Genomic DNA, 15544 nt, shown 5'->3' on the forward strand with positions numbered 1-15544 from the left:
CTACAGCACTCGACCGAGCAGCTTCGTACGGCCGTTCCCCCTCATCCGATCTTTCCCCGCAGGTAGTCGTTCAGAACGGGGCCGATTTCGGCGAAAGCAGACCCAGACGCCATGTGCCAGTGGGTCGAATGCACCCCGGTCACGGTGACTTCTCCGGCCACAGCACCGGACCAGGTCGACACTCCGATGCTCCCGGAGGGATCGTCGACCACCGATGCGAAGTATGCCAATCGCCCCTCGAACAAAGGGGGCTCGTACACGCTCGCCAACTCGACAGATCGACCGATCACCTCCACTATTCGTTCGACGCGAGATCTCGACATCGTGTCGAACGGAGCCGGCATCGTACGGAGCAGATCCACCACCGACTCCACCGAGAACTCGAAATCCTCGGAATCCGAGTGTGAATCGATGCCGAGCCCTCCCAAGATTTCGCCCAACGTAACGGGGTTCTCGGTCACGTGCTCGGTCTTGTTCAACACGAAGGAATCCATCATTGCCAGTGTGGCAACCTCCTCGCCCTCGTTCTGCAGCTCGACTGCCATCGCGTGCGCGATGAGCCCACCCAACGACCAACCGATCAGGTGATACGGCCCGCACGGTTGTATTTCTCGGATCTTTCCCACGTAGAACGAGGCCCAGGCCCGTATCGAGTTCGGAATGTCGGTTTCCGCCGAGAAAGCAGGTGACTGGAGACCATAGATCGGCCGCTCGGTGTCGATATGAGGAACGAGGCCGCCGAAAGGCCAGGCCAATCCGGCAACAGGGTGGACGCAGAACAACGGCGGGGCATCCCCGCCTGCGCGCAGGCAGATCAAAGTTTCGAGGCCGGTTCCTCCGCCGGTCGTCGACGAACTCGATGTCGCCGCAATTCGCGATGCGATCGCACCTACGGAAGAATCGGCGAACATCCAGGAGACCTCCGCTCGTGCACCGTCGACCGCCGCGTTCAATCTGGACACAAGTTGTACAGCGAGCAGGGAATTGCCTCCCAGCGAGAAGAAATCATCATCCAACCCGACGCGCTCGACACCGAGAACGTCTGCGAACACTGCCGCCACCGACTCCTCCACCGCAGTGGTCGGAGCACGGAAATCACGTACCTCGAACACCGGATCCGGCAACGCCCGCCTGTCCAGTTTGCCGTTCGCGGTCAACGGCAGTGTCTCCAACACGGACACTGCATCGGGAATCATGTACCCGGTGAGAAATCCGCCGACGAACCGGAGAAGCACTGTCGTATCGGGGATGAAACCCACACGGGGAACGACGTATGCGATCAAGCGCTCGCCGAGTCGGCCGTCCGTATGGATGTGGGCAACCGCTCGCGCCACCGACTCGTGACGCTCGAGTGCCGCCTCGATCTCGCCGAGCTCGATCCGGAAACCCCGCAACTGCACCTGCCCATCGGAACGGCCGACGTATTCCAGATCGCCCGCGGCAGTGATGCGCGCGACGTCACCGGTGCGATAGAGCCGCTCTCCCGAAGCGGCGAACGGATCGGCCACGAAGCGAACGGCATCGAGGTCCGGTCGGTTCGAGTAACCCCGAGCCAGCTGTCGCCCCGACACGTAGATCTCTCCCGGCACTCCCGCCGGAGCGGGCCTCAACCTCGCATCCAACACGTAGACACCCAATCCGGGGATCGGGTCGCCGAGTCTGCTCGATACGGACCTACGCACCGAATTCTCGTCGAGCGGCAGATGAGTGACATGCACCGTGGTCTCGGTGATGCCGTACATGTTCACCAACTCGACCTGCCGTCCGCGCCTGTCGTACCAGGGCTGCAGACGCCCCGGATCGAGGGCCTCGCCCCCGAAGATGATGTAACGCAAAGACAGTTCACCTGCGGCACCGTCATCGATGCGGTCCGCTTCGATCAGCTGATAGAACGCCGACGGGGTCTGGTTCAGGACCGTCACCTTCTCCCGCGCAACCAATTCGAGTGTCGCTTCGGGCGAACGGGAGGTCAAGAAATCGACCACGACAACACGCCCACCGGACAACAACGGCGTCCACAACTCCCACACCGAGAAATCGAATGCGAACGAATGGAACATCGTCCACACGTCGTCGCGGTCGAACCGATACAGCCCATCGGTGTTGTGCAGCAATTCCGCCACGTTGCGGTGGGAGACACGAACACCTTTGGGCATACCGGTGGATCCGGAGGTGTAGATGACGTAGGCGGTGTTGTCCGCGCGCAACGACGCTGACCTCTCGGCATCGACGATCGGCGACGAATCACGTTCGGAGTCCGAGCAATCGTCGACGAACAACACCGGCACACTCGATGCCGGGACCCGATCCTGCACCTCGGCGGTCGTCAACACTGCCACCGGCCGTGCATCGGCAAACATGAACTCCAAGCGCTCCATCGGATACGTGGAGTCGATCGGTAGGTAACCTGCACCGGACGTCAGCACCGCGACCAGAGCCACCACCAGATCCGCCGATCGCGGTAGGGCGACCGCAACCAACGTCTCCGGACCGGCACCGGCAGCGATGAGCTCGCGGGCCAACCCATTGGCGCGAGCGGACAACTGGCCGTACGACATCGAGACACCGTCGAACGTCACCGCCACAGCGGCAGCATCGTACGACACCTGCTCCTCGAAGCGCGCGACGATGTCGGTGAACTGCATATCGGGGACAGCCGGCCGTACTCGATCGGTCAGGCGAGCGCTGTCCGCAGGGTCCATGATCGCGATATCGCCGACCGCCACCGAGTCATCGCGAGACACCGACTCGAGTACCCGCACGAACATGTCCGCGAACGAGCGCACCGTCGACTCGTCGAACAGATCGGCCGCGTAATCCACGCCCACGAGCCAGCGACCGTCGTCCGTGGCATTGTCTGCCACGGTGAACTGCAGATCGAACTTCGCGATCCCGGTTTGTGCCTCGACGGATTCGATGTGCAGACCGGGCAACGCAATCGACGCGCGCTCGTGATTCTGAAACGCCAACAACACTTGGAACAGCGGATGATGTGCAGCCGACCGAGGAGGCGACACAGCATCGACGATCGACTCGAAAGGAACATCCGCATGCTCGAACGCGTCCAGATCCACGGCCTTGGTCAACTCGAGGTGCGTCGAAAAGGGCCGACCCGGAACGTAATCGGATCTCAACACCAACGTATTGACGAACATCCCCACCAGATCGTCCAACGCGGCATCACCACGACCGGAAATCGGCGTCCCCACAGTGATGTCGTCCGTACCCGACAACCGAGCCAGCACCACCACCAATGCTGCGTGAGCGGCCATGAAGGTGGTGGCACCGTGCTTCCGGGCCACTTCCGCTACTCCCCCGACCACATCGGCCGGGACCTCCACTGTCAACGAACCGCCGCGATGGGAAGCCTCGGCCGGGCGCGGCCGGTCGGACGGCAACGTCAATTGCGCCCCAGCACCGGACAACGTCGAAACCCAGTAGTCGAGATGGCGGCGCATCGCCGAATCGGTGTCATCCGCCGAACCCAACGCCTTCAACTGCCACAGCGTGTAATCGGCGTACTGCACCTCGAGCGGCTCCCACTGCGGCGCACGCCCCGCAGCGCGCGCAACATACGCAGTCATCACATCGCGAGACAACGGCCCCATCGACACACCATCGGCGGCGATATGGTGCGCTACTGCTGCCAGAACCGCGTGCGGTTCCTCCGTTGGCGAATCCGTGACTTCGAACAACCGAACCTTGAACGGAACCTGAACGCTGACATCGAAACCAGCAGAACAGAACTCGGCCAATTCCGCAAAAACCCCCGACGACGACACAGTGCTGACCGTGAATATCGAGGCCACGTCGACCGACCCGAGGATCCGTTGGAACCCGACACCACCGACCTGCGGGTAGACCGTACGCAACACCTCATGTCTGTCTACGACATCGGCCACCGCGGCACCCAGGGCCTCGACGTCCAGCACACCAACCACCCGAAGCGCCACCGGCACATTGTCGACACCGGACGACGGATCCAACCGATTCAAGAACCACATCCGCTGCTGAGCCAACGACAACGGAACCCGCTCAGGACGCTCCTGCACCGTCAACGGCACACGAATTTCACCCGACCCCGACACCACCCGAGCAGCCAACTCCTCCACCGTGGAGGCCTCGAACAACATCCGCAGCGGCACAACCGAATCCAGGGCCGCACCCAACCTCGACACCACCCGAGCCGCAATCAAAGAATTGCCACCCAGAGCAAAGAAATCGTCATCCAACCCGACCCGCTCCACACCGAGAACATCCGCGAACACCGACGCCACCGACTCCTCCACCGCGTTGGTCGGCGGTCGAAAATCACGCGCCTCGAACACCGGATCCGGCAACGCCCTACGATCCAACTTGCCATTCACGTTGAGCGGCAGTGCATCGAGCACCACGAACGCTGACGGCACCATGTACGACGGAAGCACACCACCGAGCGCTGACCGCACCACCTCGGTATCGATCGACTCCTCTGGGGCCGGCACCACATATGCAGCCAACGACTCACCCACCGGGGACGCCGACACCACGACGACCGCTCGAGAAACGGAACTCAGCGCCGTCAACGCAGTCTCTATCTCCCCCAACTCGATTCGCTGACCACGAAACTTCACCTGCAGGTCGGAACGCCCGACGAACAACAGCTCCCCGTCCCGGGTACGACGGACCAGGTCACCGGTGCGATACAGACGCGACCCATCACCAGCGAACGGATCGGCCACGAACCGTTCCGACGACAGATCCGGACGCCCCACATAGCCACGGGCCAACTGGACACCCGAGAGGTACAACTCGCCCACCACACCTGTAGATACCGGGTGCAGACGAGAATCCAACACATGAAATCTCGTGTTCCACACAGGATCGCCGAGTGGCACCGTCCCCCGATCACCCGCCGAAACTCGACGCGAGAGCACCTGCACCGCCGTCTCGGTCGGACCGTAGACATTGCGAACCGATGAACCACTGGCGTGCGCGAACCGCGCCGCAACCGACGCCGGCAACGCCTCACCGCCCACGACGGTCAAGCGCAACGAATCGGTCGTACCCGGCCCGATCCAGTCCAGCATCGCCTCGAGGACCGATGGCACGAACTGAACGACCGTGATCGATTCCGACTGCACCACCGATGCCAGGTAGGCAGGATCCCGATGGCCATCAGGCTCGGCGACGACCAGCAACCCACCGGTACGCACTATCGACAACAATTCCCACACCGAAGCATCGAACGTCGACGGCGTCTTCAACAAGACCCTGTCCGCGCTCGTCAACTCGAATTCCGACTCCAGCCAAGCAAGCTGGTTCACGATCGAGCGATACGACACGACAACACCTTTCGGGCGGCCGGTCGAGCCAGAAGTGAACAACACGTACGCCGCATTGTCCAGATCGAGCGCACCGCACCGTTGCTCCGGTCGAATCGGCTCCGGAGAAAAACCGCCCAGGTCGAGCTCATCGACACAGACGATGGGGATACCGAAACGCGCATCGGTACAACCGTCACCCCGGTTGGCGAGGACCATCACAGCCCCGGATCTTTCGAGCGTGTACCCCACTCTGTCAGCGGGCTGTTCCGGATCGACCGGAACGTACGCCCCACCCGACATCAAGACCGCCAACACCGCCACAACGGAATCGGCCGAGCGCTTCATGCCGATCCCCACTCGCACCTCGGGACCGACACCCTCCGAGATCAGGAACCGAGCCAACCGATTCACCCGAGCAGCAAGCTCACCGTACGACAACACGGTGTCACCGAACTTGACAGCCACCGCCCCGGGAGTCGCCACAGACAGAGCCGAGAACGGACCCAGAACCAGATTGTCCTCCACCCGAACACGGTCACCATCGGCAGATCCACGAACATCGTCGACACCCACGAGCTCGACGTCCCCGACGATCACCCGTCGATCCGACGTCACCGCCTCGAGCATTCTGACCAATTGTTCACCCACGGACACCATGGTGATCTCATCGAACAGATCGGCCGCATAGACCAAATACACACCCAACCCGTTCCGATGCCCGCTCTCGGAAACCAACTCGCTGAACGTGATCTGGATATCCATCTTCGCCATCACCGAATCGAGATTCAGACCAGAAATCGACAACCCGGGAAGTGACACCGCCAACGGAGTCATGTTCTCGAACGCGAACATGACCTGAACCAACGGCGGCACCCCTGGATGGCGTGGCGGATTCAGTACCTCGACGATCCGCTCGAACGGAATCTCCGCATTCTCGAAAGCGTCGATGTCGGACTGCCGCACTGCGGCCAACAACTCATCGAACCGCGCTCCTGAATCGACACGGGTCCGCAACACCAGCGTATTGACGAACATTCCAACCACGTCATCGAGCGCTGCATCACCCCGCCCCGCAATCGGCGTTCCGACAGCAACATCCGCCGAACCTGTCAACCGCGCAAGCACGGCCGACACAGCAGTATGCAGAACCATGAAGACCGTGGCCCTGTGTTCACCGGCGACCGCAACGATCCGCTGGTACAACTCTTCACCGATCGTAAAAGCATGAGAGGCACCACGACCCGACATCGCAGCAGGCCGTGGCCTATCGACCGGCAGATCCAGCACACCCGCAAAACCGTCGAGTGTTTGCCTCCAATACCGCTCCTGTCGCGACAACAACGAATTCGGATCATCGGCCGAACCCAACACCTTCAACTGCCACAGCGTGTAATCGGCGTACTGCACCTCGAGCGGCTCCCACTGCGGCACCTCACCCGCAGCACGAGCGACATACGCAGTCATCACATCGCGAGACAACGGCCCCATCGAAACACCATCGGCCGAAATATGATGCGCCACGAATGCCAACACGTGCTCCGCCACCGAACCCGCCGCATCCAAGACCTCGAACAGCCGAACTCGGAACGGAACCTCCACCGTGACATCGAAACCCGCCGAACAGAACCCGACCACACCATCGACCACATCCGCAGAAGCAACCTGCTCCACCGACACCAACGACCCCACCTCACCCACACCCAACACCCGCTGAAAACCAACCCCATCAACCTGCGGATACACCGTCCGCAACACCTCGTGCCGACCCACCACATCGAGCACCGCAGCCCGAACCGCCTCGACATCCAGGACACCGACCACGCGAAGCGCCACCGGCACATTGTTGACACCCGACGACGGATCCAACTGATTCAAAAACCACATCCGCTGCTGAGCCAACGACAACGGAACCCGCTCAGGACGCTCCTGCACCGTCAACGGAACACGAAGCCCACCTGCCCCCGACACCACCCGAGCAGCCAACCCCTCCACCGTCGACGCCTCGAACAACACCCGCAACGGCACAACAGAACCCAACACCGCACCCAACCGCGACACCACCCGAGTCGCAATCAACGAATTACCACCCAGAGAGAAGAAATCGTCATCCAACCCGACCCGCTCCACACCGAGAACATCCGCGAACACCGACGCCACCGACTCCTCCACCGCGCTGGTCGGCGATCGAAAATCACGCACCTCGAACACCGGATCCGGCAACGCCCGACGATCCAACTTCCCATTCACGTTCAGCGGCAACGCATCCAACACCACAAAAACCGAAGGCACCATATACGAGGGCACCAACGAACCCAACTCCAACTCGAGCACATCGACATCCACTGACACACCGACCGACGGCACCACGTACCCCACGAGCTGTTCACCAGCGTGAGCATCGGTGCGAGTCACGACTGCAGATTGCTCCACCCCCTCGAGTTCCCGCAGCGCAGTCTCGATTTCACCTGGTTCGATCCGGAATCCACGAATCTTGACTTGCGAATCCGACCGCCCGACGAACAACAGTTCGCCGTCTATCCGCCGAATCACAACGTCACCGGTGCGGTACATCCTTGCCCCAGCGCTGCCGAACGGATTTGCAACGAACCGTTCAGAAGACAGATCCGGGCGCCCCACATAGCCGCGGGCCAACTGAACACCCGCTAAATACAGATCTCCTGGTATACCGACAGGAACCATTCGTAGTCGGCCATCGAGAACCATCGCCGACGAATTCCACTCCGGCATTCCGATCGGCACGATCGAGCTGTCCTCGTCGACGATTCGGTGATTCGTGACGGACACTGCGGCCTCGGTCGGACCGTAGAGATTGAACACCTCGGCCGAGCTGGATCGACGCACCATCGCCGCGGTCTCGGCCGGCAAGGCTTCCCCGATTGCCAGCACCCTACGCACACTGTCTGGCAATCCGCCACCAGCTGCCACCAAGGTCCCCAGCATGGACGGAACGACATGCAGTGTGGTCACCGAGTTCGATTCGATCAACTCTGTCAGGTACATCGGATCACGATGCCCATCGACGGACGCGACGACGACAGAACCGCCCGAAGTCAGAGATGACCAGAATTCCCAAACCGAAAGATCGAAGGTGGCGGCGGTCTTGAGCAAGGAACTGTCGTCCACTCCGAGATCGAAGTAGTCGCGCTTCCAGAGCAATTGGTTGGCTATCGCTCGGTGGCTGACCGCGACACCCTTCGGCCGTCCTGTCGAACCCGAGGTGAAGATCACATAGGCCAATGATTCCGGCGAAAGCGGGCCGACACGTTCCGCGTCGGTCACAGGTGCCGAAGAATAATCGGACAAATCGACACTATCTGTTTCGATCACCCTGGGATCGCCAACGAGCCAATCCGCTGTCTCGTCACGTGAGGTCGTCAACACCACGGTGGGATCGGACGTATCGAGGATGTACTGCGTCCTACTTGCAGGTTGATCCGGGTCCAACGGCAGGTAAGCGCCGCCTGCTTTGACAACGGCGTACATCGCCACCATCAATTCGACCGAACGCCTCATCGACAGACCCACGAGAATTTCGGGGCCGACACCGAGTTCGATCAATAGGCGCGCCAACGAATTCGCTCGCGCGTCGAACTCCGCATAAGTCGCTGTCTCGCCCTCGAAGACGACTGCTGATCGAGTCGGGTTCGTAGCCACCTGTTCGTCGAACAGCGACACGAGTGTGGCGTCCCGGCCGACATCTTTCGATTCACCATGACTTGCACCTAGGACAGACTGCGTTTCGAGCGTCGTCATGTAATCGAGATCGCCGACAGCAATCGAGGAGTCGGCACCGACCGCGGACAGCAGAAGCGCGAAACGCGCGGCGAGCGCGGACACCGTCGACTCGTCGAACAGAGCGGTCGAGTACGTGACCGTACCGGCCAGTCCTACACCGACACCGTGCTCGTCATAACTGTCCCCGAGTATCAGGTGAATGTCGTATTGCGTCGTATCGAAGTCAAACGCCATGGGACTGATGACCAGGTCATCCAAAGTCAACGACCCCTGCTCGAAGTTCTGAAACGAGAAGCCGACCTGAGCCAGCGGCTGATGCGCCGTGGAACGAACAGGTGCAACCGCCTCCACTACGCGCTCGAACGGCACGTCCGCATGACCGAACGCGTCGAGGTCGGCCGATCGAACCGATTCGAGGAACGCATCGAACGACGCGGCCAGATCCACTGTGGAACGCAATACCAATGTGTTGGCGAACTGCCCGATCATGTCGCGAAGCGACTCGTCGCCGCGGCCGGCAATCGGCGTAGCCACGACCACGTCGTCGACTCCGGCCGTGCGCGCCAACAACACCGCGTATGCCGCGTGCAACACCATGAACAAGGAGGCATTGTGACGACGCCCCAACGCTTCCAGCGCACGATGAGTCGCACCGTCGACCGAGAACTGAACCCGAGCACCCGCATAAGACTGCACCGCGGGACGCGGACGGTCGGTCGGCAGAGACAACTGATCCGGAACATCAGCCAGAGCCGACCGCCAGTACCCCAGCTGACGCGACACCAACGACTGCGGATCGTCCTCGGAACCGAGGACTTCCCTCTGCCACAACGTGTAATCCGCGTACTGCACCGAGAGCGGCGACCAGGCTGGTAGCTCGTCTCGGGCCCGCGCTGAGTACGCGATCATCAGATCTCTCGCAAACGGTGCCATCGACGACCCGTCTGCCGAAATGTGGTGCACCACGAGAACGAAAACGAACTCGTCGGGTTGTACCTGGAACAACCGGATGCGAACAGGTACCGCGGCAGTGACGTCGAAGCCTTCTCCGACGGTGCGCGTTACTGCATGAATCAGTTCCGAATGCGAAACCGATTCGACACCTGGCCAAACGAATCCGTCGCTCACCGAGCGAATCAGTTGTAGGGCACCGAACTCGGTTTCTGGATAGACGGTTCTCAGGATCTCTTGCCGCCCAACGATGTCACGGGCCGCCGACGCCAGCGCATCTATGTTCAGCTCACCCGCGAGCCTGATGACGATGGGAAGGTTGTACGCCGCGGAGTCCGGCTCGAATCGGTTCATGAACCACATTCGCTGTTGCGCGAGCGACAACGGAATGTGCTCCGGCCGATCCCGTACTGTCAATGGGACACCGAGACCACCCTGACCGGACACCACACGCGCCGCTAGCTCCTCGACGGTCGGTGACTCGAACAACACACGCAGAGGCACAACCGAATCCAGGGCAGCACCCAGACTCGACACCACGCGTGTAGCAATCAGCGAATTACCGCCCAGGGCAAAGAAGTCGTCGCCCAACCCTACCCGCTCCACACCGAGAACATCCGCGAACACCGACGCCACCGCCTCTTCCACCGCCGTGGTGGGAGAACGGAACTCACGCACCTCGAACACCGGATCCGGCAACGCCCTACGATCGAGCTTGCCCGCGGGATTGAGTGGGAGGGCATCGAGCACCACGAACGCCGACGGCACCATGTACGAGGGAAGCACACCACCGAGTGCTGACCGCACCCCCTCGGTATCGATCGACTCCCCGGGGGTCGGCACCAGGTAGGCCGCAAGCAATTCGCCGGCGGCCGCCGGCGCAACCACGACCACGGCCTGACTGATGGGGGTGATACCGATCAGCGCGGTCTCGATCTCTCCCAATTCGATACGCTGGCCACGGAACTTGACCTGAAAGTCGGTACGCCCGATGTACTCGATTCGGCCGTCCCCGAGCATCGACCATCGCACCAAGTCGCCCGTTCGGTACATGCGGTCACCGGCGCTGCCGAACGGATCCGCCACGAACCGTTCGGACGTCAGGTCCGGTCGTGTGACATAACCGCGGGCCAACTGCACGCCGGCCAGATACAGCTCACCGGGCACACCGGTGGGAACCGGACGTAACCGCGAATCCAGCACGCGCACAACTGTGTTCCACTCCGGGACACCGATCGAGACCGAGCCGTCGCCAGTCGCTTCGAGGTCGTCCGAGACATCCCGATAGGTCACCGACACCGCCGCTTCGGTCGGGCCGTAGAGGTTGTGAACTCGCGCCCCGGTGACCGCTCGACAGGCCGCCACCGTTCGAGCAGGCAGCGCCTCACCGATGACGAATATGTGCCGCAGTGTCGATATCGATTCCGCAGAAACGGATTCTGCGAAGACGGTCAACATCGACGGTACGAAATCGGTCACGGTCACTCGGTGCCGAGAGATCGAGTCGGCGATGACGTCGACCTCGCGCTGCGCACCCGGTGGGGCGATGATCAGCTGCCCACCGGTCCGCAGCGGAAGAAAGAACCCCCACAGGGACACGTCGAAGGTCGTGGCTGTCTTCTGCAGGTACACGTCCGATTCATCGAGTCCGTATTCGTCTGCCATCCAACGCATCTGATTGACGATTGCCCGGTGCTCGACGGCGACGCCCTTGGGTCGGCCGGTCGAGCCCGAAGTGAACAGCACGTAGGCGAGATCGTCGGGGCGGGGGCGGGTGAAATCGGCACCGACTCGCTCCGCGGGTTCCATCCGATCGATCAAAACGATCGGCACGTCGCGGCCGGACGTGAAATCGTCTCGGCTGGTGGACAGTACGGCCATCGGGTCCGCAGTAGCGAGGATGTGGCCGTTTCTCTCGGAAGGCTGATCCGGATCGAGAGGGACATAGGCGGCACCCGTACGCAGTACCGCATACATACCGACGAGGAGTTCGATCGACCGTCGCATCGCGAGTCCGACCAGCGAGCCCGGGCCGGCACCGTCCTCGTTGAGCCGCTCCGCGAGATCATCGATGCGAAACGCGAACTGTGCGTACGTGAGCTGCTCGTCTCCGAATGCCAGGGCCACAGCGTCCGGTGTGACGGCGACCTGACGGTCGAAACCGTCGAGCAGCAGTTCGCCACCGGGCATATCCGCGTGATGGGTGTCGTTCCACTGCTGCAGGATTCGGTATCTTTCGTTCTCCGACAGTATCTCGTGGTCACCGATCGGGACCTCGGGATTCTCGGTGACCGCGTCGAGCAACGCGACGAGCCGCTCTCCGAAGGAGACGACGGTGCCGGCGTCGAACAGGTCGGTCGCATAGAGCAATTCGCCGTCGAGTCCACCCGACGACTCCGTGACCGTGACCTGCAGATCGAACTTGGCCGAGAACGCAGCGGACCCGAAGCGCGAGACCGTCAACCCGGGAAGCTCGAACGTCCCCTCGGAAAAGTTCTGGAAGAACAGAGCGACCTGCACCAGGGGGTGTCGGTTCTGCGATCGCACCGGATCGAGCACCTCGACCAGACGCTCGAACGGTACGTCTGCGTTCTCGAACGCTTCCACGTCCGACGAGCGCACCTCCTCGAGTACCTGTGCGAAGGATCGACCGCCTTCGATATCGGTTCGCAGCACCACCGTGTTGACGAACATGCCGACGAGATCGTCCAGTTGGGCCTCACCGCGACCACCGACAGGGGCCCCGACCGCGATATCGAGGGAACCGGACAGCCGCGCCAGCAATACCGCCAGAGCAGCGTGCACCACCATGAACGGCGTCGCGTCATGCCCACGTGCGAGTTCGAGGACGCGCGAATACGTCTGGGCATCGACGGTGAACTGCGTCAGTTCGCCCCGCCCGGACGCCACGCGAGGACGTGCTCGATTCCATGGCAACTGCAGTTGCTCCGGAGCGCCGGCCAACTTTGCTCTCCAGAAGCCGATCTGCCGGGAGACCAGGGAGTCGGGGTCGTCCGCGGAACCGAGCATGTCGTACTGCCACAGCGTGTAGTCGGCGTACTGCACCGCCAACGGAGTCCAGTCGGGTGCGGCCCCGGCCGTTCGAGCCGCATAGGCGATCATGACGTCCCGCGAGAGCGGAGCCATGGACAATCCGTCTGCGGAGATGTGGTGGGCGACGAAGGCCAGAACGAACTCAGGCTCCGTGCCGACCGGATCGGTGATCTCGAAAAGAGTCACGCGGAACGGGATCTCGGTCGTGACGTCGAAACCCCGCGTCAGGAATTCCCCGACTGCGTCAATCGCAAAGTCCCGCGCCGTCTCGGCCGACTCCATGGTGACCTGGACCTCGGAGGGGTCGAGGACCTGTTGGAATCCTGTCCCGTCGAGTTCCGGATAGACGGTACGGAGCGACTCGTGCCGAACGATCACGTCGGCGATCGCCGCGCGCAATGCGTCGACGTCGAGAGCACCCGTCAGCGCGAGGGCAACGGGCACGTTGTTCATCGCCGATGCAGTATCGAACTGGTTGAGGAACCACATGCGTTGCTGCGCGGGAGAGAGCGGAATGTGCTGCGGGCGTGGCCTCGAGGAATCCAGAACCGTCAGGGCGTCGGCCTCGGCGGTGTCGATCGCCGCGGCCAAGGACTCGACGGTGGCATTGTCGAACAGTGCCCGCGGTCGCACTCGGCGCCCGAGGGCTGTGCCGATGCGCGCGGCGGCCTGCGTCGCGAGAAGCGAGTTGCCGCCCAGAGCAAAGAACTCGTCCTTGGACCCCACCTCGTCCACACCGAGCAAATCGGCGAAGATCTCGGCCACGGTGATCTCGGTCGGAGTTGTCGGCGCGCTGAACTCGCGCATCGCAAACACTGGTTCCGGTAGTGCACTTCGATCGAGTTTGCCCGCCGGTGTCAGTGGAATCGACTCGAGCATCGTCAGCGTCGTCGGCACCATGTGCGCCGGCAAGTACCTCTTCGCTGCGTCGATAACCGCATCGACGTCGAGGTCGACTCCCACGTGCGGTAGGACGTAGCCGACCAATTCCGTTGCGCCGGAATCGCGTCGGTATCCGACGGTCACGGCAAAGTCGACCCCGTCCACGGCCGCGAGCACCGCGTCGATCTCCCCGAGTTCGATGCGAAAGCCGCGCAGTTGAATTTGAGCGTCGTTGCGACCGACGTACTCCACCACGGGTCCGCTGTCACCCTGTCGCCACCGAACCAGGTCGCCGGTCCGGTACATCCGCGAATGCGACGCATACCCCTCTGCTGCAAAGGGATTGGCCACGAACCGCTGCGCCGTGAGCCCGTTGCGCTGGAGATAGCCGCGGGCCAGTCCCGGCCCACTCATGTACAACTCCCCCACCACACCCGTCGGAACCGGGCGAAGTCGGTCGTCGAGCACATGACTGGCCATACTCTGCGTGGGCGAGCCGATGTCGACCGTCCCACCGGAGACGAGCGGGGCGGACAGACTGCAGATGACCGTTGTTTCGGTGGGACCGTAGGCGTTGTGGAACTGCCGACCACGCGCCCATCGTCCCATCAGCTCGGCGGTGAAAGTCTCCCCGCCGACGGCGAGTGCGCGAAGTTCGGGAAGATCTCCGGAGTCCATGGTCGTCAGCGCGGCAGGCGTGATGATCGCGTGAGTGACTCGATGCTCCGCCATGATCTCGGTCAATTCCGTGCCGCCGTAGATGCTCGACGGAACGATCACCATCGTCGACCCGTTCACGATGGAGATCAACAGTTCCAGCACGGAGGCGTCGAAACTGGGTGAGGCGAAATGCATTGTGCGAGAGTCACCGGAGGTCTCGAACGTGTCGTTGACGGTGGCGGCGAGCGGGGCAAGTCCGGCGTGTGTGACCGCGACACCCTTCGGCCTTCCGGTCGACCCGGACGTGTAGATCACATAGGCCAGATTGGCGGGAACCGGCTGAGCCAGACGGTCCTGCGGTGCGATCGGCTCGGCAGACAACTGCTCGAGTTGCCGCTGTTCGTCGGTCCCGTCCAGTGCGATCCACGACACTCCGTCGGGCAGGTCGGCCAATCGGTCGGACGTCGTCAGTCCCCACCGAACACCGGAGTCGGTCACCATGTGCTCGATCCGCCCGGGTGGATACCGCAGATCGATCGGCAGGAAAGCTCCGCCGGACTTCGCGACCGCCCACACCGAGGCCACGGACTCGATGGATCGATCGAGCGCAATCGCCACCAGGTGGTCCGGTCCGACGCCGTGAGAGATCAACAGCCGAGCCAACTTCGACGACTGCCCGTCGAGTTCTTCGTACGTAACCGACGTTTCGCCGAAAACGAGCGCGGTACCCGTCGGATTCTTCTCGACCGCAGCCGAGAGCAACGCCGGCAGGGTAGGAACCCGTGCGGGTCGGCTACGGCCCGGTTTCGGACGCCTTTTACGTCCATTCGGTCGCTTTGCCTCACCCGACGTGCTGGTCCCCGACCCATCCGAACTCACTGAACACTCCTCATCGTCGGCGCTCCCGCACAACCACCTCGGTGACGCGCGTCGAG

At 62.3% G+C, this 15544-nt stretch carries 1 protein-coding gene; it reads right to left on the reverse strand.

Annotation, left to right across the window (positions count from 1 at the left end; translation table 11 throughout):
- Positions 1–41: 41 nt before the first annotated feature.
- A complete protein-coding gene (locus tag CH286_RS01095; RefSeq protein WP_176458092.1) occupies positions 42–15371 on the reverse strand; it encodes a non-ribosomal peptide synthetase in 15330 nt (5109 codons plus the stop codon).
- Positions 15372–15544 lie beyond the last annotated feature (173 nt).

The sequence above is a fragment of the Rhodococcus sp. WWJCD1 genome (assembly GCF_002258735.1).
Taxonomy (GTDB): domain Bacteria; phylum Actinomycetota; class Actinomycetes; order Mycobacteriales; family Mycobacteriaceae; genus Rhodococcoides.